The sequence below is a fragment of the Streptococcus mitis genome (assembly GCF_946190115.1).
Lineage (GTDB): Bacteria > Bacillota > Bacilli > Lactobacillales > Streptococcaceae > Streptococcus > Streptococcus mitis_CO.
On sequence record NZ_CAMHZG010000010.1, the window covers coordinates 54,258 to 75,779 of the forward strand.

A 21,522-nucleotide genomic window follows, 5' to 3' on the forward strand; every position below is an offset into this window, starting at 1 on the left:
TTTCTTTCTAATCTTAAACACCACGTTGGTTATCGTAGAGGAGGGTATGGAGTTGAGGAAGGACGCGGACATTGCCCCAGCTATCGTCAGTAGCGATGCGTTCCCAGAGTTCTTTGAGACGGTCCAGTTGGTCTTGGACAATATTGCCTGTGGCCTTGGGTTCAGGATTCCCAGCCGACAAGAAAAGAACATCTGGTTGGTAGCGTTCTTGAATCCCTTTGGCAAAGGCCAAATCTGCGTCATCAAAGACAGGGATTTTAAAGGTGACCTTGTCTGGGTCCAGTTGGGAAACGATAAAGTCCAAGGTCTCAAAGTTGACTTCCATCTTGGATGAAGGAGGTTTGGGACTCAGAGTGACCTGGTCGATGTCTTTCAACCAATTTTGCCAGCGAGAGCCTTGAGTCTCGACAGCAAGGGTGACACCGCGTTCCTTGAGCTTGGTGACCAATTCAGCCATGTTGGCTGCTAGGATAGCAGGATTTCCCCCAGATAGGGTTACATAGTCGTAGCTCCCCAATTTATCCAAGGCAGCAATGACTTCGTCAGCAGTCATACGAGTTGGTTTTTCAGAGCCATCCCATGTAAAGGCAGAATCGCACCAGTCGCAGTGGTAGTCGCAACCAGCAGTGCGGACAAACATGGTTTTCTGCCCGATAGCACGACCTTCACCTTGAAAAGTTGGGCCGAAAATTTCCAGAACTGGTAGTTTGAGGACACGTTCCCTAGTCATCTAACCACTCCCGTCTAAACTCTGCAAAGGAAGTCGGAGTTTCATAGAGGCGAACGTATTCCAAACGAAGACCACGCTCATCAGGTAACTCTTGACTCATGGTTTGGAAAATCCAGTAAACCATATTTTCAGCAGTCGTGTTCATATAAGGCAGAGTTTCATTGAGATAGCGATGATCCAAGTGGGGCTCTAAGTAGTTCTTGTAAATAGCTTTGATGTCTCCGAAATCGTAGGTCATGCCACGCTCATCTAAAAATCCACTAACAGCAATCTGCAGATGATAGGTGTGGCCATGAAGGGATTTGCATTTCCCCTCATAGTGAAAGAGGTGGTGGGCAGCATCGAAAGTGAACTCTTTTGATACCAAGGTTCTGTGAGGATTGTAGACAAGAGACTCCCCAGTTTCTTGTTTGATTTCTTTGGGTGCAAAAAACATTAGACCTCTCCTTTCTGTGAGAGATAGACATCTAAACCATGCTGACGTAGGTGGCAGGCTGGGCAATCCCCACAGCCGCTTCCGATAATTCCATTGTAGCAGGTTAAGGTCTTTTCACGAACGTAGTCAAAGGTACCGAGTTGATCGGCTAACTCCCAAGTTTCAGCCTTGTCCAGCCACATGAGAGGCGTTTGGATAACAAAGTCGTAATCCATGGCAAGGTTGAGGGTGACATTGAGGGATTTGACAAAGACATCTCGACAATCAGGGTAGCCTGAGAAGTCTGTCTCGCAAACACCTGTCACGATGTCTTTAATGCCACGTTGTTTGGCAAGAACTGCCGCAAAGGATAGAAAGAGGTGGTTGCGACCATCAACGAAGGTATTGGGAACCTCTCCCTCTTTTTGCTTAATCTCCATATCAGAAGTCAGGGCATTTTCAGTGATTTGTCCCAGCAGAGACATATCTAGGATGTGATGACGAATGCCTTGTTCCTTAGCGATTTCTTGGGCAACTTGAATTTCGAGATGATGACGTTGACCGTAGGCAAAGGTGACAGCTTCGACTGTTTCATAGTGTTCTTTGGCCCAGAAGAGGCAGGTTGTGGAATCTTGACCGCCACTAAAGACGACCAAGGCTGATTGACGTTTCATAGTACTCCTTCCAAAATGGGAAATGTTCAGAGCACGCAAAAAGCTCCCATGAGGGAGCTAAAAAATACCAAGTAGAGGTTTTTTTTAGCGATGGCATGTCCCAAACATCGTAATATTCTACTTACAGTCTAGCATATTTTTTGAAAAATGGCAAAGGGCAAGAAAAAAGAGACCAAAGAAAGTACTTGGTCTCTAATGTGATTAGCTCAATTCAGCAACGATGGCCTTGATTTGTTCTGCTGTGTGAACACCAGCAACTTGTTTGACCACTTGGCCATCTTTTTTGAAGAGAAGAGTTGGGATAGACATGATACCAAAAGCACGAGCTGTGTTTGGATTTTCATCAACGTCCATTTTAACGATTTTCAAAACATCTTCTGAAAGTTCTTCAGACAATTTATCCAAGATTGGACCTTGCATACGACATGGACCACACCAAGTTGCCCAGAAGTCTACCAAGACCAAACCGTCTTTTGTTTCTTGTTCGAATGTTGCATCTGTAATTGCTTTTGCCATTGTATTTCTCCTTTTTAGTTATATTGGCTTAAATCTTGTTTCTTGAGATAGAAGAAGATATCTCCGTAAGTTCCATGGTAGTCCAAATCATGACCGTTGTAAGTCAATTTTTGAACAGGGTAGTAGTCTGCGACGCCGATAAGGCAAGCTTGTTGTGAACGATCAAAGTCTTCATAAGAATCAAAGGTTACAGTTCTTTCATTCTTGCTGGCATCTAGATAGGTAATTTTAATCATGTTTAAAACTCCTTTGTTTAATGATGATTTTATTTTACTCCTTGTAAAAGAGAATGTCAAGAAAAATGATTGCGCACGCAACTTTTTTTAAAAAAATCATCTTAAATTAAGAAATCCAAACCAGTTTCCAAGCTTTCTTCGACAGCCTTTTGTAGTGTGGCTAGTGTTTTTTGCCCATCACTTGTCAGGCAGATAAAGCTAGAGCGTCTATCTTGATCACAACACATGCGACTAAGCAGACCGCAATTTTTAGCTTCCAAGCGAGCCACCATCCGAGAAACAGCGCTCGGGCTTAGATGAAGCTTATCTGGCAGGTCAATCTGTCGTAGAGATTTTTCTTGGGCCAAGTCCAGATAGTAGAGCAGGTAAAATTCTTTCAAGGTCAGACTTTGTTCACTCTGATTAGCAACAGTCTCTTCCAAGAGACTTTCAATTTCTTTCTGACGACGATTGAAGTCAAACCATTTTTCCAAATAGGTCATAGTATCTCCTTTCTTTTTAGAGTTATAAATAGAAGAAAGTCCATTCACGGCCAGTCTTTGTATCACAAGATGATTGCGCATGCAATAATTATACTACTTTTCAAGAAAGCTGGCAAGAAAGACACTGAATCTTTTATCCTAAATTACGCTGTTTTCACAAGTCTGTAATTGCCTGTATCCCCTTTCTTCTCAAACTTTCATCAACTCTTGTGCATTTCCTTGAAATTTTCTGAAAAAAGAGTAAACTGGTATGCAAGAAGTCTATTTCGTGGAGTTTAGGATGAAATTATATGTTCAATTAATGATTCTCTTTGTGATTTCTCTAATCGGAGAGGGGATTTCCAGTTTCTTTCATTTGCCCATCCCAGGCAGTATTATCGGTTTGATTATTCTTTTTCTAGCCTTACAGTTCAAGTGGCTGAGAACCAGACATGTCAACATGGTCGGAAATTTCTTGCTGGCTAATATGACCATTCTCTTTTTGCCGCCAGCAGTGGGAATCATGGAAAAGTTTGATGTGATTGCTCCCTATCTTTTGCCCATCGTTTTGATTGTCTTTTTTGCGGCTGTTATCAATATTATCCTTATTGCCTTAGTAGTTCAGTTTATCAAGAGACGGTTTGAGGGAGATTATGAGAAAGGAGATGCCAAATGAGTGAATTTGTTTCCAATCCCCTGTTTGGGCTTGCCCTGTCTATCCTAGCTTATCTAGTAGGAATGCTGATTTACAGACGTTTTCCCCATCCTTTGACAACGCCCTTGCTTTTGTCAGCTATTTTCATTATCATCTTTCTAAAGGTGACGGGTATTTCTTACCAAGATTACTACCAAGGTGGGGTTTATCTGAACAACTTGATTGTCCCATCGACTGTTGCTCTAGGGATTCCGCTTTATAAGAGTTTTCATCTGATGAAGCACCATGCTCGGAGTATTCTCTTTGGTAGTCTGTTAGCGGTAGTGGTCAATACCTCTTTCACGGCCCTTGTGGCTAAGATTTTTGGCATGGACTTTTTCCTAGCCATTTCACTCTTTCCTAAGTCAGTGACAACCGCCATGGCAGTGGGAATCACAGAAAAATTGCAAGGTCTGACGACCGTTACCTTGGTGGTTGTAGTGGCGACTGGGATTTTAACCAGTGTCATCGGCCCAACCCTTTTGAAGTGGTTGAAAATAGATGATCCAGTAGCTGTTGGTCTTTCCCTTGGAGGAACAGGCCACGCAGTTGGAACAGGAACTGCCTTCCGATACGGCTCTGTAGCAGGAGCCATGGGTGGTTTGGCTATCGGTGTCACCGGTATTCTCTATGTTTTTGTTAGCCCTATTGTAGCCAGTTTGATATTGAGTTAAAAAAATTAACGGCAAAATTTCGAAATTTTAAAAATTTTTCAAAAAAATACTTGACAATCTACATGAGAAGATATACAATGAAGCCAGAGAAAACGGATACAAAATAATTTTTACTTAACAGTATATGAGATTTTTCTTTTCTATAAAAGAATTATACGTATAATTCTTTTATAGAAAAGGAGGGAGAGCGATGCTTAATTTGACTGATGTTATCAAAGTTGTTAAAAAAGGTCACCTAGCCTCAGTACAGCAGCATCCATATAAATGCCCAGGGCGTTATCGTTAGATTGCCTTGAGTTGCTTATGTAAAAGCGATAATTTATCACTTTACTATTATAATGATGAGGCTGAGGGGGATCCCCTCAGCCTTTTTAAAGCGGGAGATAAGTTATGGAAACAATTTATTCTTTTTCTACAGATGATGTAGTTTATTTAAAAAATTTATATACAGGATCTATTTGTGAAATTGATGAGGAACTATTCAAGAAGTTATCTTTAAAAGAATTCCCTTACTTGATAAGTGAGATTGATAAACAAGTGCCCTTTATTCACTCTAAACGAATAGTAGAGGGAGATGAATTATCACTATATATAGTTACAACTATGTCGTGTAACTTGACTTGCTCTTATTGTTTTGAGAATGATAAGGATAGGAAACCGTCCTTAAGTAGTGAGTATGACGGTAAAAAGATTGTGAATTTTATATTAGATGAACTCAATTTTAAGAAGTATAAATCTCTGGATATCTGTTTTACTGGTGGTGAACCATTATATAACTTTCAGTTTATACGAATTGACTATTTAGAGTGGTTTCACAAGATTGTATTTTTAGATGAATTAGGATTATTGACAAAGGAGGATGTTGAAGGGACTATCCAACATATATCTGTTCATAAAATATATGTTGATAAAAATTTAACTATGGAGGCATGCAGATGAAAAGATTGTTATCCTATAACAATAAAGTGCTATTTCTAAAAAGCTTTATTTTGAATACCCTTGTTACTATACTAACTGTAGCTATTCCTTATATTAGTAAGTTATTTATTGACCATATTCTATCTCAGAAAGTTCATGCTATGATTGTTTACGGGGTGCTTTATGTAGGAATTTCTCTGTTTATTCAAGTTTTATATTATTTTTGTGATGTGCTTCAAGGAGAATCAGAATCGTATGTTTGGCAGAATATTTGCCAAAAAACTGCTGAAAATATCCAGCTCTATGATATGGTAGAGACAGAATTGTCTGAAGCTACCATTACACAAGAATTAGGGCAGACCTATGAGCTGTTAAAACGATTTTTTAACGAATATCCTGTTGCTCTTCTCCTGTACTTGATACGAGCACTTGTGATTATAGGGATTTTATGGAGTATTTCTCCTACTATTGCTGTGATGATAGGTATTTTGATACCTGTATTTATCTTTATTTCGCAGAAATATAGTGGACGACTATCTAAGCTTGGTTCCGATACAGTGAATTGTATGAAGGATATACGCGATTATCTAGTGGATAGCTATAAACTCATGCCTAGTATGCGATTTTCAGCTCATTCTAGCTTGATTGATTTCTCTCCCTTGGTGAAAAAATATATTTCATGTAAAAATAAGGAAGTGAGAATGACTTCTTTATTTGAAAATTTTCTTTCCTATGCTTTTTTGAATTTTATGATTATGATGACGACGATTATATCAGGTTATCAGACTTATAAAGGTTGGATTACGATTGGTGACCTAATGGCTATCCAACTATATATTTCACAATTTTGGACGCCTATTGAATACTTCCTTGATGTTTATAAGGAGTACTCGGGAAGTAAGAAAATTATCGAAAATTTTATCAATTTTTTGGAACCTGTTCAGATTTCGTATGAGTCTATTCCAATTTTAGAGATAGTATTAGAAAAGTATGTTAGCTTGGGGAGAGATGGTGAAGAACTGCATGAGCCACTAACAACTCGTTTAGAAAAAGGCCATATTTATCGTATTGTTGGAGAAAATGGTGTTGGTAAGACGCGACTGATTTTAGCGATAGTAGGTTACAGCATGAATTATCATGGTGAGATTTACTTACCTAATTATAGAAAGAATTCGAATTTTTCATACTGCCCTGCAGAACCTATTGCGAGTCGATTTTATAAAAATGAATTGAGTCAAGGTGCATCCATGGGACAACTAAAATTGTTGCAGTTGCAAGAAGCAGTAGCGGTGGAGAAAGATGTTTATATTTTTGATGAGCCAAGTAATTTTTTAGATTCACAAAACAAGAAAAAAGTCGTGCAAATCCTGTCCGACTTGTTAGCAAAACAAAAGTTAGTGATTTTGATTAGTCATGATGATGATTTAGTCGATTTTCCAACAGAAGTTATCACTCTTCAATCATGTGACAGTGAGTAAGGAAAAGTATAACTTTATTGAGTTTAAGAAATAGATTAGTAAGAATAGACTGGGTAAAAAGTCTTTAAAATCAGAAAAATGCATAATATCAGGTGTGCAAAAACTTGATATTATGCGTTTTATTTTGGTAATATTAATTCATTTTCTCCTGAAATTGAGTTTTTGCCTAGCCTTCTTTTTAAATCGTATGTTATAGACTATTACTTTTCTCTGCTTAAGTGAATGACTTGGTCATAGTGTTTTAAGTCTTCTTCCGTGTAGTGGTGAATGACTTCAATGACTGTTTGAGGTAGGGAGAAGAGCAAGTCGCTAATTTTTCTGCTATTTTCCAAGTCAAGATTGGCCTTAATCTCATCGGCTAAGATGAGTTGGCTATCATGGTAGAGGGCGCGAGCGATTTCTAGGCGTTGTTTCTCGCCACCAGATAGACTGTCATTGCTAAGGATTCGATTTTTCAAATGTTCTAATCCTGTTTTTTTGAGGATATGATTTAAAGTCTCTGGATTTTTATCCAGTCCTAGAAGGATATTGTCTTCCAGAGATAGCGTGTCAAAGTAATGGCTATCTTGGAGGATATAGGAACTAAAGCTTGTGATTTCTTGACGTGACAGGTTCTGACCAGCAAAGCTAATCTGTCCACTTGTCGGTGTCTCTTCTCCATGAATGATATTGAGCAGGGTTGTCTTACCAGAGCCACTTTCCCCTATAATGGCAATTTTTTCTCCTTGCTTGATGTGCATGGAAATCGGAGACAGTAGGCTATTCCCATCTTTTTCTAGGGAGATGCTGTTAAGCTGGATAGGGAAAATATTTTCTATGCTTCTTGGCGAGATGAAGTCAGACTGGCCCAAAAGTTTTTGGTATTTGTTGAGAAGAGTTCGATTCGCTTTTCGGGTGTTGGTAAAGTATGCCAACTCTTGGAATTGATAGCCGATGTTATGGGAAACTAGATAGATGGCCACAAAACTCGCTGCATCTAAATAATTATAGTAGGCCATAAAGCCACCGATGACGATTGGTGTGACAGAACAAAAGGCATCGATGCTATTGATCAAGAGACTGTTTAAAGTTCGTTGCTTTTCATAGTTAATTTCGGTATCTAAACTGGTTTGTAATTGCTTTTGATAGCGAGTAAAAAAGAAATCTTGTCCCTGATAATGGCGAATTTGTTGGCTACCACCAATAAAATTTGTCAAGCTTGCTAAGTAGCTCTGGTTAACAGTGGAACGCTTTTCAGAAAGTGAATCCAAACGCTTTGATCCAATAGCACTGCAGAGTACAGGAAAGGAGTAGAAGAGGATGAAAATCAAGCCCAAGTAAAAATTGGTCCACAGGGCATAGAGAATGGACACAGTGGTGAAGCCAAGAGAAGAAATGATGATGACCGTTGGCTCAATATAGTTTTCTTCTAGTTGCTTGACGTCGTTTTCTAGGTCAGACAAAATATCCTTTTCATCAATCTCATAACTGTTTAAAAATCGCTTGAAAATAGCACTCTTGATTCCATATTTGAAATCAGCAATTAAACGGGCATAGTAATAGCGTTTCCCAGCCAAACCTAGTAAGAGGATGAGATTACCAAGGATTCCTAAAATCAAAACTTTCCAAAGAAGGCCTAGTTCTTGATTGGTAAAACTGGCAACAATATTCTGAACAAGGGCTGGTGTGATAATTGCTTCCAACCAAGTAATGGCAATAGAAAAGAAGTAAAGTACGAGGTGCTTTTTAGTAACAAATCTTTTCAGCATAAAGAGTTGACCTCCCTATCGATATACATGTAATCAGTTTTAAAGTCATTATACTCCTTTTTATTAAATACTTCATATAAAAATGTAAATTTTTGGGGGATATACAATTAAATGAAAATATCGTAATGACACAGATTGAAACAAAAAGCGAACAAAACAAAATTCGTTGTTTCGATTCGCTTTTTGTATTATTATTATTATCTAGATTTTTCTTGCATCTCTGATAACATTTAGTCTGAGCAGGTACACTAATAGCTGATGGAATAAAATGTGTACATTAGATTATTTCCAAGCGCCACTGGCATCTACATAGTAACCATCAGGTGTGTAGGTATTGTGAAGCATCTTACCTGATGAAGCAAGGTAATACCAAGAGCCGCTATCTTTCACCCAGCCTGTTTCCATAGAACCTGAGTTGTTTAGATAATACCAAGATCCACTATCTTTGATCCAACCTGTCGCCATAGAACCTGAGTCTTTTAGGTAATACCAAGAGTGATTATCATATAGCCAATCACTAGCAATCATAGCTCCTGATGATTTAAAGGCATACCAGTTGCCACCTTGATAGAGCCAAGTTTGATTGAACATGACTCCTTTATCATTCATAAAGTACCAAGTTCCCTTGTCCTTAACCCAAGCATTTTTAACTAATTGCCCTTGTTTTTGATAGTACCAGCTTTCACTGTAATTCTTTTTTAGCCAACTTTCTGCTTTTAGAATCGGATAAAGTATTTTGAAGGCTCCTCCCCCTCTGTAGGAATGACTGATAACTCCTGGTTTTTGAAGTTTCAATTCTACATAGTCGTCTTCCCAAGCAAATACTTTTTGACCATTGAGAGTCTCTGGTAAGGTAGCAGTGTAGGTCTTAGTTTGATAGTCCCATTTTGCATCAAGGTAGGTGTGTTGATCATTTGATTCGTCAATACGGAAGTAACCACTCTTTCCGCCATCATGATACACATCATCTACTACTTTAGTGGACCAGGTCTTTACTTCATTTCCGCTCTTGGCTTCTACCTTGATATCTCCTCTATAGCCATAAGGTACATAGAAATTCAGGTAACGCCCCTCTACCCCCATCATAGACTTGTCCTTTTCTTGACCTAGGAAATTGACAGTTTGATCCTGACCATTGAGACTAACCGTCCACTCGATTTTCTCAGTTTTTGGCAAATCCAATACTTTGATATCTACTTCATTGCCATTATTAAATCGGAGAATTTTGCCATCTTGATACCAAACATCACCCTTAATAACCCACTCTTCTTCAAGCTCGAAGGCCTTTCCTGAATGAGGGAAAACCAGTAAGGCTAGACCAGCTAAAGACAAACCAAATAATGTGATTTTTTTTGATACTTTCATTTTCTTAACTCCTTATTTTTGAAATAAAACAAATTGACTGTTTTCTGGATAAACTTCAATATGTTGTTTATGATTTTGTTTTAAGACTTGTTCACGTGAGTAAGAATACAATTCGTTTAACGTGATTCTATTGTTATAATTTTGATCAGCAATTAAAGAACCTTGATATTGCTGTACAGGGTTCCATCCTGAACCTAAAGACCAATATTTAGTTGCCAAACTTAAAGCTACGCCGCTAGAGTATTCTGACGAACTTGATGAACAGAGTACTAAAAATTTAGAGTCAATCATCTCACCTGCTTTTTCGCCACCATTCATATTAGAAAAACCTGATACAAATTCATCTAAATCAAAATATTTCGTAGAGGCTTCTTCATTGGCTTCACCTGTATTATCTTTAGAAATAATTGTCCCAGCGTGACAACAATCCAGCATAACCACAAACTTACTTTTGTATTGTTTCAGTATAGATGCCAATTCCCAGCCTGAAAAGGATGTTTTATCGCTACCAATGGCTATCGTCCCATCTTCTCTTCCATGACAAGTAAGGTAACTAGATTTTTTGTAGCTCTGATAACATTTAGTCTGAGCAGGTACACTAATAACCGATGGAAAAAAATATGTACTTTAGATTATTTCCAAGCGCCACTGGCATCTACATAGTAACCATCTGGTGTGTAGGTATTGTGAAGCATCTTACCTGATGAAGCAAGGTAATACCAAGAGCCGCTATCTTTCACCCAGCCTGTTTCCATAGAACCTGAGTTGTTTAGATAATACCAAGATCCACTATCTTTGATCCAACCTGTCGCCATAGAACCTGAGTCTTTTAGGTAATACCAAGAGTGATTATCATATAGCCAATCACTAGCAATCATAGCTCCTGATGATTTAAAGGCATACCAGTTGCCACCTTGATAGAGCCAAGTTTGATTGAACATGACACCTTTATCATTCATAAAGTACCAGCTTCCATTGTCCTTAACCCAAGAATTTTGAACTAATTGACCTTGTTTTTGATAGTACCAGGTTTCATCGTCACTATTTTTTCGATTTAGCCAGCTTTCTGCTTTTACAATCGGATAAAGTGTTCTGAAGGCTCCTCCCCCCTTGTAGGAATGACTGATAACTCCTGGTTTTACAAGTTTCATACCACCAGACTCCTCTGCCCAAGCAAAAACTTTTTGACCATTGACAGTCTCTGGTAAGGTGGCAGTATAAGTCTTGGTTTGATAGTCCCATTTGGTATCAAGGTAGGTGTATTGATCATTAGATTCTTTAATATGGTAGTAGCCTCTCTTTCCACCGTCATGATATACATCATCAACCACTTTAGTGGACCAGGTCTTCACCTCATTTCCGCTCTTGGCCTCTACCTTGATATCTCCTCTATAGCCATATGGAACATAGAAATTCAGGTAACGTCCTTCTTCACCGATATTGGATCTATCCACTTCTTGAGCTAGGAAATTGACAGTCTGGTCTTGACCATCTAAAGTAACTTTCCACTCGATTTTCTCAGTTGTTGGCAAATCCAAGGCTTTGATATCTATGTCATGGCCATTGTTAAATCGAAGAATTTTACCATCTTGATATTGAACACCACCCTTAATACGCCATACCTCTTGTAGCTCAAAAGCTTTGGCAGATTGAGGAAGAATAAACATAGCCAACCCTGCCAATGACAAACTAAATAGTGTGATTTTTTGTGATATTTTCATTTTATGAACTCCTTATTTTTTGAATAAAACAAATTGACTGTTTTTTGGATAAACTGATACATGTTGCTCTTCGTGAATTTGTGATGCAGCTTCAAGGACTAGAGGATAAGAGTATTGATACAGTTCCTCTAAAGTAATTTTTCCGTTAGTATTGGTGTCTGCCATAGGCGAAATCATTCTATTTTGAAGTGGATCCCAACCTGTACCCATTGCCCAGTATCTAGTGGCAAGACTACCTACTCCGACCGCACTATACGATTCTTCACCCATACAAGAGGCACATAGTACGAGGAATTTAGAATCAAGCATTTCGCCATTCTTGCTTGCTATATCTCCTGTTGAAAATCCTGCCAAAAATGCTTGATCATCAAATCTTTTTTCAGACTTGGAGGCAACCTTTTTGTTTGGCTTATCTACATCTATAATCGTTCCTGAATAGCAACAATCCAGCATAACAACAAACTTACCTTTGTATTGTTTCAGTATGGATGCTAATTCCCAACCTGAAAATGATGTTTTATCACTACCAATGGCTATCGTCCCATCTTCTCCACCATGACAAGTAAGGTAAAGATAGTTCACATCGCTTTCGCTAGAAGATTTGAAAAGTTCTTCCATTTTTGCAATAATCTCAGCTTTTGTTTTATCTGGGAACCGAACAACTTTACTAAAGTTTTGGTTACTAAAAACCTTTTCCATAGCATTAACATCTGCGATAGGTACAGCGGTTGTTGATGTTTCACCAAGAACTAAGGCACGGCGATTAATCGTTTGTCTTGCTCCACTACTAGCAAAGAAATAAGTATCATCTCCAATATTGTGCCAACCTGTCTGCATAGCACCGCTATCAGCTAAATAATATTGTTTCCCTTCGATAGTCTGTAGGCCAGTTTGCATGACACCGCTAGTATTTAAATAATACCAACTACCAGAAATCAAACACCAGCCTGTTTTCATAGCACCACTATCATCTAGATAATACCAATTTCCATACTCATTGAACCAACCTGTTTTCATCCAACCTTCACTATCAAAATAGTACCAGGTTTCATTAATCTTTTCCCACCCGTTTTTAGTGTAAGAACCGTCAGAATGTTTATACCACCAACGGCCATTCGATTGAATCCAACTGCCATTAGAGTGGCTATAAGCCTTGGGAGAAATAGATTCTTGAGCAGAAACTGGACTATTTACTGATAGTGATGTCACTAGGCTCAGTAAAGCAACTGATGACAATAAAATTTTTTTCATAATCATATTGTCCTTTCTGTTTTATTTTTGTATAATCATAATCATACCACAAATAAAAAAACAGGTTTTATTTTTTGCAGAAATGGAAGAGGAATACTATGGAAAATTTTGGAGCAGTTTTAAAGGATATCCGTATTTCAAAAAATTTTCGTCTTAAAGATTTGGCATGTGATAAGATTAGTGAGTCAACTATTTCTCGTTTCGAAAATGGGATTACAAAATTATCTATTGATCATTTTTACATGTTATTAAATCGCCTGGGGATATCATTTTCGGAATTTGAAGAATTAGTTCATTGCTATTATTCTAAAAAAGAATGCTTTTTTGAAGAATTAGAACATGCTGTAAACTCTTCAGATATCATTTTGTTACAAGAACTAATAAAGAAAATAGAGCTAAAACAAAAGCAGGAAAAAAGTCTATGCAATTGTCACATAAAATCGATTGCTGAACAACAGATTAATCGCCTTGCAAACCTTCCTTACAATACATCTAAATGTAATGAGCTAATCAAGTATTTGCTTTCTGTAGATAATTGGATGGAGTATGAACTGAAAATTTTCTATAATTCGGTGTTTTTTATGAATGCTAAGACCATAAGCTTACTATATAGAGTGGTAATCAAGAAAACACGACATTTTTTAAAAACAGATATGGGAACACATAGAGTAATTCCTTTATATTTATTTAATTTAGAATTATTATTAAAAAATAATTTGTTAGATAGCGCTCAATTTTTTATAGATGATTTAGAAAATTTACTGACTAGACAAGGATATTATTTTGAAAAGACTTATTTGCTTTTTTTAAAAGGTATTTATCTCATAAAAACGAATCAAGTAGAGTTAGGTAAAAAAGAATGTTCCAAAGCTATGAAAATATGTAAGGAATATAATGATAGTGTCACAATAGAGAAATTAAACAAGACCTTTAAATCAGATTTAAAAGGATTTGTTTTTTAAATAAAGTTAGACAGAAAATGAGATAAAAGAAAAAGGATAGCCTCTCTGGGATGAGATGTTATCCTTTTTGATTATGAAACTATTGTAAATTAACCTTGTTTCTCAAAATATAGTAGGTTCCGAGGTAAAAGATAGCTATGAATATGAGTTCTTCAACAATGGCTATACCTGCTCCCATATAGAAATGGTCATTGAGTCCTACAAGTGAATTGACATAGAAATTAGAACTAAGATTGAAGGAAAGTTCAATAAATCCAATGACGATTTGGATACCAATGTAGGCTGCAACAGCGAGTGCTGTACGGTATTCATTGAAAAGCTGTCCAATGGAAATAGCCAGGTAGATGCAGAGGATTCCTGAAATGGTATTTAGTAGGAAGGATATACCTGTAAGAAAGATCTGAGGGAGATGTGTGTCTACAAATGTAATCACATAAGAAAGAGGAATCCATTCTGGAACCGTTATGGCCACAATAATAACAGCGCTTAGAGCTAGGACAGCAGTGCTAATCAACGACCAGATAAAGGCACCGATTAGTTTGGCTGTGATGATATGGTGTTCGGATACTGGAAGGGTCAAAGTCAGATAGCCTTGGCGGTCATAGACACTTCCTTTGAAGCGTTTGATAATCAAGAAAAGAGTTGAAATCCCCAGTGTAATTATCAAGCCGCCAAAGACGAGAGCTAGAAAGATAAATAGGAAAGGTTTGCTATCTTTGAAAGATATATAATTATAGTAGTGGCCTTGCATTCCTATGAGGATAGAAAGGACTAGCACGGCTGCGTAGAGGGCTAAATACCACTTGTTAACATTTTTAAATTCGTAGCGAACTAAATTCCAAAACATAATAATCTCCTTTGCTTAGGCCTTAAATTCCTGACGGAAGAGCTGGTCAATGGATTCACCTGACTCATAGCGAATATCATCTACATTGCCTTGACGGACGACTTTTCCGTCTTTGAGGAAGACAATTTCATCCAAGATTGGCTCGATATCAGAAATCAAGTGGGTAGAAATCAAAACGGTAGAAGTTGGGGAGTAGTTGTTGATAATGGTATTGAGGATATAATCACGGGCTGCTGGGTCCACTCCACCAATAGGTTCGTCCAGAACATAGAGACGAGCATCACGGCTCATAACCAAAATCAGTTGTACCTTTTCTTTGTTTCCTTTTGATAATTTCTTGAGACGACTATTTTCATCAATGCCGAGGTCTGCAAGTAGATGATGGGCGCGTTCCAGATTGAAATCTTTATAGAAGGTCTTGAAGTAGGTTAGGGCCTCTTTGACCTTCATTTGCTCATTGAGATAGGTCGTATCAGGCAAATAAGCTACGATGGCCTTGGTTGCTGGACTTGGGTCCATGTCGTTGATGAGGACACGTCCTTGATCTGGTTGTAAGAGGCCATTGATTAGTTTAATCAGGGTTGTTTTCCCTGAGCCGTTTGGGCCGAGGAGACCGACAATTTTTCCAGCTGGGATGTCAAGAGAAACATTTTCAAGGGCTGGGGTTGCTCCATATGATTTGGATACATTTTCAAATGCTAGTAATGACATAGGCTTAAACTCCTTTAATATAATCGCCGACTACGCCTGGTAGTTCTTCTTTTTCATAGCCAAAATGGGTCATGGAGGAAACGAAGTGTTCCAATTCTTCTTCTGATAATTGTTTGCGTGACTGGGCGATTAGCTCCTTATCCTCAGTCACAAATCGTCCAGTTGTGCGCTTGCTGTAGACAAATCCTTCTCGTTCAAGGTCTGACAAGGCTCTTTGGATGGTGTTTGGATTGACACCCGCCTCGCTAGCCAGCTCTCGCACGGTTGGAAGTTGTTGATTGGGTTCCAGTGTATGGGAAACAATCTGAAGCTTGATTTTCTCCATAATCTGTAAATAGATGGGTTTTTTGTTGTCAAATGTCCAGGACATCTTGGTCTCCTTTCTTTTACTCTTTTGTCTTAATTAAATAATACAACAAAACAAAAAACTTGTCAAGCAAAAAGAAGAATTGTTTTGGGAATCGCTTAAAAAATGGTATAATGAAAAGAAAACGATAAGGAGGGAAAGGATGCGTTGTCCAAAATGTGGGGCTACCAAGTCAAGTGTTATCGATAGTCGCCAAGCAGAAGAAGGGAACACCATTCGTAGAAGACGTGAGTGCGATGAATGCCAGCACCGTTTTACAACCTACGAACGGGTAGAAGAAAGAACCTTGGTGGTTGTTAAAAAAGATGGCACACGGGAACAATTCTCCAGAGATAAAATTTTTAATGGGATTATCCGCTCAGCTCAGAAACGTCCTGTGTCAAGTGATGAAATCAACATGGTAGTCAATCGTATCGAACAGAAACTCCGTGGTCGAAATGAAAATGAAATTCAAAGTGAGGACATTGGTTCACTCGTCATGGAGGAGTTGGCTGAGTTGGATGAGATTACCTATGTACGTTTTGCCAGTGTTTATCGTAGTTTTAAGGATGTTAGTGAGCTAGAGAGCCTGCTCCAACAAATCACCCAGTCCTCTAAAAAGAAAAAGGAAAGATAAATGAAGCCAATTGACCGTTTTTCTTATCTAAAGAATAATCGGGTGTCGCAAGATACCTCATCTCTGGTACAGTGCTACCTCCCGATTATCGGTCAGGAGGCACTGAGCCTTTATCTTTATACGATTAGTTTTTGGGATAATGGTAGAAAGGAATATCTCTTTTCAAGTATTCTCAATCATCTCAACTTTGGGATGGATAGACTGATAAAATCCTTGAAAATCCTATCTGCTTTTAATCTCTTAACCCTCTATCAAAAGGGGGATGTTTATCAGCTAGCCATTCATGTTCCTCTATCTAGTCAAGATTTCTTGGAGCATCCTGTTTATCGTAGACTTTTGGAGAAGAAGATTGGCGATGCAGCTGTGGAGGATTTGAAAGATGAAAGTGCTGAGGGAGAAGAAATACCTGTCTCACTCAATCAAGTCTTTTCAGACTTGGCAGAACTGGGAAGTCAAGAAGACCTTGGTCTCAAGAAGAAAGTGGCCAACGATTTTGACTTGGACCATTTTCGTCAGCTTATGGCTCGAGATGGACTTCGCTTTGCGGATGAGCAGTCCGACGTCTTAAACCTCTTTGCCATTGCCGAGGAGAAGAAATGGACTTGGTTTGAGACTTATCAATTGGCTAAGTCAACAGCTGTTTCCCAGGTTATTTCAACCAAACGTATGCGGGAAAAAATTGCTCAAAAACCTGTTTCCTCTGACTTTAGTCCTAAGGAAGCAACCATTATCAAAGAGGCCAAAAGTAAAACTGCCTTGCAGTTCTTGGCAGAAATCAAGCAGACACGCAAGGGGATCATTACCCAAACAGAAAGAGAACTCTTGCAACAGATGGCTGGCTTGGGCTTGCTGGACGAAGTCATCAATATCATTCTCTTGTTGACTTTTAATAAGGTAGATTCGGCAAATATCAATGAGAAATATGCCATGAAGGTAGCCAATGACTATGCCTATCAAAAGATTCATTCGGCAGAAGAGGCAGTCTTACGAATCCGTGAGCGAGGACAGAAGAATCAGGCTCAAAAAAGCAGTAACCCCAGTCCTGCCAAGTCCAATGTACCCAAGTGGAGCAATCCAGATTATAAGAATGAAACTAGCGAGGAGACTCGTCTGGAACTAGAACGTAAGAAACAAGAACTATTAGCTCGATTAGAAAAAGGAGGAGATTAGATGGAAAGTGTCGGAGACGTACTCAAACGTCAACCTAGCCGTTTTCATTATCAAGATTTGGTCCAGAAAATCATGAAGGACCCTGATGTTGCGGCCTTTATCCAGCAAGAATCCTTGACTCCAGAGGAATTGAATCGCAGTATCTCCAAGTTTAATCAGTACATCACCGAGCGTGACAAGTTTCTCCGTGGGGATACGGATTATATTGCCAAAGGCTACAAGCCGATTTTGGTTATGAATCATGGTTATGCGGATGTCTCATATGAAGAAACTCCTGAACTAATCGCAGCGGAAAAAGAAGCGGCTATTAAGAACCGTCTTAAGTTAATCAATCTGCCAGCTAGTCTCAGGAAAGCTAGTTTAGCTCAAGTAGACTTGGATGATTTGGGGCGTTTGCCAGTTTTTGAAAAGCTATTAGCCTTCGTGGAGCAATATCCAGCTATTCGAAAAGGTCTTTACTTATATGGAGACTTTGGTGTGGGTAAAAGTTTCATGGTGGCTGCCCTAGCCCATGATTTATCAGAAAAACGCGGTGTCTCATCAACTCTCCTCCACTATCCTAGCTTTGTCATTGATGTCAAAAATGCTATCGGTGATGGTAATGTCAAGACCTTGGTGGATGAGATTAAGCTTTCTGAAGTCCTGATTTTAGATGATATTGGTGCCGAGCAATCAACAGCTTGGGTGCGGGATGAAATCCTACAAGTCATTCTCCAATATCGGATGCAGGAAAATTTACCGACCTTTTTCACCTCCAACTTCAACTTTGAAGAATTGGAGCAGCATTTCGCTAAAGGGAAGCATGGAAATGACGAAACCTGGGAAGCCAGACGGGTCATGGAACGCATCCGTTATTTGGCTGAGGAGACTCGTTTAGAAGGAGTAAACCGTCGATGACAGAAACGATTAAACTGATGAAAGCTCATACTTCAGTGCGTAGATTTAAGGAGCAAGCCCTTCCTCAGGAAGACTTGACTGAAATCCTGACAGCAGCCCAGATGGCCTCGTCTTGGAAGAATTTCCAATCCTACTCTGTGATTGTGGTACGAAGTCAAGAGAAGAAAGATGCCTTGTATGAATTGGTACCTCAAGAAGCCATTCGTCAGTCAGCTGTTTTCCTCCTCTTTGTCGGAGACTTGAACCGAGCAGAAAAGGGAGCCCAGCTTCATATCGATACATTCCAACCCCAAGGTGTAGAAGGTCTTTTGATTAGTTCGGTCGATGCAGCTCTTGCTGGACAAAATGCCCTGCTGGCAGCTGAAAGTTTGGGCTATGGAGGTGTCATTATTGGCTTGGTGCGTTACAAGTCAGAAGAAGTGTCAGAGCTCTTTAACCTGCCTGACTACACCTATCCTGTCTTTGGGATGGCACTAGGTGTGCCAAATGAGGAACATGAAGTCAAACCTCGCTTGCCATTGAATCAAGTGGTATTTGAGGAAGAATACCAAGAACAGTCAACTGAGGCAATCGAAGCTTATGACCGTGTACAGGCGGACTATGCTGGAGCGCGTGCAACCACAAGCTGGAGTCAGCGCCTAGCAGAACAGTTTGATCAAGCTGAACCAAGCTCAACTAGAAAAAATCTTGAACAGAAGAAGTTATTGTAGAAAGTGAGAAATTATGGCCCTACCAACTATTGCCATTGTAGGACGTCCCAATGTTGGGAAATCAACCCTATTTAATCGGATCGCTGGTGAGCGAATCTCCATTGTAGAAGATGTCGAAGGAGTGACACGTGACCGTATCTATGCGACGGGTGAGTGGCTTAATCGTTCGTTTAGCATGATTGATACAGGAGGAATCGATGATGTCGATGCTCCTTTCATGGAACAAATCAAGCATCAGGCAGAAATTGCCATGGAAGAAGCAGATGTTATCGTCTTCGTCGTGTCTGGTAAGGAAGGAATTACCGATGCGGACGAATACGTAGCCCGTAAGCTTTATAAGACCCACAAACCAGTTATCCTCGCGGTTAACAAGGTGGACAACCCTGAGATGCGAAATGATATCTATGATTTTTATGCCCTCGGTTTGGGTGAACCATTGCCTATCTCATCTGTCCATGGTATCGGTACAGGGGATGTGCTAGATGCCATCGTAGAAAATCTTCCAAATGAATATGAAGAAGAAAACCCAGATGTCATTAAGTTTAGCTTGATTGGTCGTCCCAACGTTGGAAAATCAAGCTTGATCAATGCTATCTTGGGAGAAGACCGTGTCATTGCTAGTCCAGTTGCTGGAACAACGCGTGACGCCATTGATACCCACTTTACAGATACAGATGGTCAAGAGTTTACCATGATTGATACGGCAGGTATGCGTAAGTCTGGTAAGGTTTATGAAAATACCGAGAAATACTCTGTCATGCGCGCCATGCGTGCTATTGACCGCTCAGATGTGGTCTTAATGGTCATCAATGCGGAAGAAGGAATCCGTGAATACGACAAGCGTATCGCAGGATTTGCCCATGAAGCTGGTAAAGGGATGATTATCGTGGTCAACAAGTGGGACACACTTGAAAAAGACAACCACACTATGAAAAACTGGGAAGAAGATATCCGTGAGCAGTTCCAATACCTGCCTTACGCACCGATTATCTTTGTATCCGCTTTGACCAAGCAACGTCTCCACAAACTTCCTGAGATGATTAAGCAAATCAGTGAAAGTCAAAACACACGTATCCCATCAGCTGTCTTGAACGATGTGATTATGGATGCTATTGCCATCAACCCAACACCGACAGACAAAGGGAAACGCCTAAAGATTTTCTACGCGACCCAAGTGGCAACCAAACCACCAACCTTTGTTATCTTTGTCAACGAAGAAGAACTCATGCACTTTTCTTACCTGCGTTTCTTGGAAAATCAAATCCGCAAGGCCTTTGTCTTTGAGGGGACTCCAATCCATCTCATCGCAAGAAAACGCAAATAAAAAAGTAGAATCTGGAATGACATTTCCAGATTTTTTTGATAGAATAAAGGTGAAGAAAACGCTATCAAAAAAAGGGGGGTGGTGATGAAACATTTGTTTAAATTTATAATCTTATTTCCCTGGTTTTACTTTTTCAGCTGGATTGAAAAGGCCAACAGAAATAGTAAATTTTTCCCAATTTTTTACTATTTTTACTGGTTTTACATCCCCCTCTATGCTCTTTTTAGCCTTGCTTGGACAGTTGTTTCAGTTCTGTTTTTCAATATCGTCTTGAGAAATTTGACAGATATCAAGTTATGGGGCATTTGGCTATTATTACTACTTATTGCTTTTGCTAGTGACTGGTTAGACTATATCTTTTTCAAAAAAATGTTTCGCTTGAGACGAGAACTAGGGAAGTCTAAAGGCGGAAGGCATTGATTTATACTCAATGAAAATCAAAGATCAAACTAGGAAACTAGCCGCAGGTTGCTCAAAGCACTGCTTTGAGGTTGTGGATAGAACTGACGGAGTCAGTAACATATATACAGCAAGGCGACGTTGACGTGGTTTGAAGAGATTTTCGAAGAGTATTATATCGGTTTTTATTTATAGGAGGTTGCTTATGGCACATCTAAAATCATTTATTACACGCTATTCTAAGGTCTATATTGGTTTAGTTCTGTTGATCTGGATTGCTTTCTTCTTTCTTCCTTGGGGCAGTCCGATTCTGGGGGGAAAGATTGACCTCTTCATCATACAGAAAGTCTTGCTAGTTTTTGGTATTCTGTCCATTTTGATGGCCGTGCTGTCCAAGAAAGTCAGTCTCTTTGTTTTTGGACTCATCTGCTGTCTTTCTCTTTGGATTAATCTATTTATCCTATTTGCTCTTTTGCCGATTTTTGGCAATTAAAACATCATAAAAGTCAGAGAGGTTAGCTTGGAAACTAGCCTCTTTTTCATTTTCAAAATGGGGATTCTTCCTTGAAAATAATCAGTAATTGTGCTAAAATTAAAAGAACATTCTAAAATATTCGGAATTTAAAGTAAGGAAAAAC

Annotated in this window: 26 protein-coding genes; 12 read left to right on the top strand and 14 right to left on the bottom strand. The window is 39.1% G+C overall.

Annotated elements, in window-relative coordinates; translation table 11 throughout:
- Window positions 1-13: 13 nt before the first annotated feature.
- From queE to N8L90_RS06870, 6 genes are all read right to left on the bottom strand, one after another.
- Window positions 14-730 (bottom strand): 7-carboxy-7-deazaguanine synthase QueE, encoded by a 717-nt coding sequence (gene queE, locus N8L90_RS06845; protein ID WP_057487856.1) that lies wholly within the window; start codon window positions 728-730, stop codon window positions 14-16.
- Window positions 723-1,166 carry a 6-carboxytetrahydropterin synthase QueD gene (gene queD, locus N8L90_RS06850; protein WP_000464576.1) on the bottom strand — a complete coding sequence of 148 codons (444 nt, stop codon included), beginning with the start codon at window positions 1,164-1,166 and terminating at the stop codon, window positions 723-725. The genes queE and queD overlap by 8 nt, the downstream gene beginning before the upstream one ends.
- Window positions 1,166-1,819, bottom strand: a complete 654-nt coding sequence (gene queC / locus N8L90_RS06855) for a 7-cyano-7-deazaguanine synthase QueC (RefSeq protein ID WP_033684847.1) — start codon at window positions 1,817-1,819, stop codon at window positions 1,166-1,168. The genes queD and queC overlap by 1 nt, the downstream gene beginning before the upstream one ends.
- 201 nt (window positions 1,820-2,020) lie before the next feature.
- Entirely contained in the window at window positions 2,021-2,335 is a 315-nt protein-coding gene (gene trxA, locus N8L90_RS06860; protein ID WP_001029581.1) for a thioredoxin, read from the bottom strand.
- Window positions 2,336-2,349: 14 nt separating this feature from the next.
- Window positions 2,350-2,571 carry a DUF4649 family protein gene (locus N8L90_RS06865; RefSeq protein WP_261024765.1) on the bottom strand — a complete coding sequence of 74 codons (222 nt, stop codon included), beginning with the start codon at window positions 2,569-2,571 and terminating at the stop codon, window positions 2,350-2,352.
- A gap of 101 nt (window positions 2,572-2,672) precedes the next feature.
- A complete protein-coding gene (locus N8L90_RS06870; RefSeq protein ID WP_261024766.1) occupies window positions 2,673-3,053 on the bottom strand; it encodes a MarR family winged helix-turn-helix transcriptional regulator in 381 nt (126 codons plus the stop codon).
- Between the two features lie 280 nt (window positions 3,054-3,333).
- Between N8L90_RS06870 and N8L90_RS06875 the strand changes: the two genes are divergently transcribed.
- The 4 genes from N8L90_RS06875 (at window position 3,334) to N8L90_RS06890 (ending at window position 6,796) form a co-directional block, all read left to right on the top strand.
- The gene (locus N8L90_RS06875; protein ID WP_000781325.1) at window positions 3,334-3,708 is read left to right on the top strand and encodes a CidA/LrgA family protein; all 375 of its coding nucleotides are present in this window, start codon (window positions 3,334-3,336) and stop codon (window positions 3,706-3,708) included.
- Complete coding sequence (locus N8L90_RS06880; RefSeq protein WP_001288943.1) at window positions 3,705-4,400, top strand: LrgB family protein; 696 nt, start codon at window positions 3,705-3,707, stop codon at window positions 4,398-4,400. The genes N8L90_RS06875 and N8L90_RS06880 overlap by 4 nt, the downstream gene beginning before the upstream one ends.
- A gap of 390 nt (window positions 4,401-4,790) precedes the next feature.
- Window positions 4,791-5,339, top strand: coding sequence for a 4Fe-4S cluster-binding domain-containing protein (locus N8L90_RS06885; protein ID WP_261024767.1), 549 nt, complete (start codon window positions 4,791-4,793; stop codon window positions 5,337-5,339).
- A complete protein-coding gene (locus tag N8L90_RS06890) occupies window positions 5,336-6,796 on the top strand; it encodes an ABC transporter ATP-binding protein (protein WP_261011098.1) in 1,461 nt (486 codons plus the stop codon). Before N8L90_RS06885 ends, N8L90_RS06890 begins: the two co-directional genes overlap by 4 nt.
- A gap of 200 nt (window positions 6,797-6,996) precedes the next feature.
- Here N8L90_RS06890 and gggC read toward each other — a convergent pair whose 3' ends face one another.
- The 5 genes from gggC to N8L90_RS06915 form a co-directional block, all read right to left on the bottom strand.
- A complete protein-coding gene (gene gggC, locus N8L90_RS06895; RefSeq protein WP_261024768.1) occupies window positions 6,997-8,544 on the bottom strand; it encodes a streptosactin export ABC transporter GggC in 1,548 nt (515 codons plus the stop codon).
- Between the two features lie 282 nt (window positions 8,545-8,826).
- Entirely contained in the window at window positions 8,827-9,909 is a 1,083-nt protein-coding gene (locus N8L90_RS06900; RefSeq protein WP_261024769.1) for an N-acetylmuramoyl-L-alanine amidase family protein, read from the bottom strand.
- 12 nt (window positions 9,910-9,921) lie between these two features.
- The gene (locus tag N8L90_RS06905) at window positions 9,922-10,344 is read right to left on the bottom strand and encodes a hypothetical protein (protein WP_033679809.1); all 423 of its coding nucleotides are present in this window, start codon (window positions 10,342-10,344) and stop codon (window positions 9,922-9,924) included.
- A gap of 197 nt (window positions 10,345-10,541) precedes the next feature.
- Window positions 10,542-11,630, bottom strand: a complete 1,089-nt coding sequence (locus tag N8L90_RS06910) for an N-acetylmuramoyl-L-alanine amidase family protein (protein WP_261024773.1) — start codon at window positions 11,628-11,630, stop codon at window positions 10,542-10,544.
- Window positions 11,631-11,642: 12 nt separating this feature from the next.
- Entirely contained in the window at window positions 11,643-12,881 is a 1,239-nt protein-coding gene (locus N8L90_RS06915) for a caspase family protein (protein ID WP_261024775.1), read from the bottom strand.
- Window positions 12,882-12,979: 98 nt separating this feature from the next.
- On the opposite strand from N8L90_RS06915, the gene N8L90_RS06920 reads away from it, so the two are divergent.
- Window positions 12,980-13,843: a helix-turn-helix domain-containing protein gene (locus N8L90_RS06920; RefSeq protein ID WP_261024777.1), complete on the top strand. Its 864-nt coding sequence runs from the start codon at window positions 12,980-12,982 to the stop codon at window positions 13,841-13,843.
- Between the two features lie 79 nt (window positions 13,844-13,922).
- On the opposite strand, the gene N8L90_RS06925 is transcribed toward N8L90_RS06920, so the two are convergent.
- Genes N8L90_RS06925 through N8L90_RS06935 form a run of 3 tightly spaced genes read right to left on the bottom strand, consistent with a single transcriptional unit; the run spans window position 13,923 to window position 15,771 of the window.
- Window positions 13,923-14,690, bottom strand: a complete 768-nt coding sequence (locus tag N8L90_RS06925) for a hypothetical protein (protein WP_261024779.1) — start codon at window positions 14,688-14,690, stop codon at window positions 13,923-13,925.
- 15 nt (window positions 14,691-14,705) lie between these two features.
- Window positions 14,706-15,401, bottom strand: coding sequence for an ABC transporter ATP-binding protein (locus N8L90_RS06930; protein WP_004256110.1), 696 nt, complete (start codon window positions 15,399-15,401; stop codon window positions 14,706-14,708).
- A gap of 4 nt (window positions 15,402-15,405) precedes the next feature.
- Window positions 15,406-15,771, bottom strand: a complete 366-nt coding sequence (locus tag N8L90_RS06935) for a GntR family transcriptional regulator (RefSeq protein WP_000119149.1) — start codon at window positions 15,769-15,771, stop codon at window positions 15,406-15,408.
- A gap of 139 nt (window positions 15,772-15,910) precedes the next feature.
- Between N8L90_RS06935 and nrdR the strand changes: the two genes are divergently transcribed.
- From nrdR to N8L90_RS06970, 7 genes are all read left to right on the top strand, one after another.
- Window positions 15,911-16,384 carry a transcriptional regulator NrdR gene (gene nrdR, locus N8L90_RS06940; RefSeq protein ID WP_001203672.1) on the top strand — a complete coding sequence of 158 codons (474 nt, stop codon included), beginning with the start codon at window positions 15,911-15,913 and terminating at the stop codon, window positions 16,382-16,384.
- A complete protein-coding gene (locus N8L90_RS06945; protein ID WP_261024781.1) occupies window positions 16,385-17,554 on the top strand; it encodes a replication initiation and membrane attachment family protein in 1,170 nt (389 codons plus the stop codon).
- On the top strand, window positions 17,555-18,451 hold the full coding sequence (gene dnaI, locus N8L90_RS06950; protein WP_000446511.1) for a primosomal protein DnaI: 897 nt from the start codon (window positions 17,555-17,557) through the stop codon (window positions 18,449-18,451).
- Complete coding sequence (locus N8L90_RS06955) at window positions 18,448-19,161, top strand: NADPH-dependent oxidoreductase (protein WP_261024783.1); 714 nt, start codon at window positions 18,448-18,450, stop codon at window positions 19,159-19,161. Before dnaI ends, N8L90_RS06955 begins: the two co-directional genes overlap by 4 nt.
- Before the next feature lie 13 nt (window positions 19,162-19,174).
- The gene (gene der / locus N8L90_RS06960; protein WP_001207696.1) at window positions 19,175-20,485 is read left to right on the top strand and encodes a ribosome biogenesis GTPase Der; all 1,311 of its coding nucleotides are present in this window, start codon (window positions 19,175-19,177) and stop codon (window positions 20,483-20,485) included.
- Window positions 20,486-20,569: 84 nt separating this feature from the next.
- Window positions 20,570-20,905, top strand: a complete 336-nt coding sequence (locus N8L90_RS06965) for a hypothetical protein (protein ID WP_261024795.1) — start codon at window positions 20,570-20,572, stop codon at window positions 20,903-20,905.
- A 184-nt stretch (window positions 20,906-21,089) separates the two neighbouring features.
- Window positions 21,090-21,377: a membrane protein gene (locus N8L90_RS06970; protein WP_049538786.1), complete on the top strand. Its 288-nt coding sequence runs from the start codon at window positions 21,090-21,092 to the stop codon at window positions 21,375-21,377.
- Window positions 21,378-21,522: the final 145 nt, after the last annotated feature.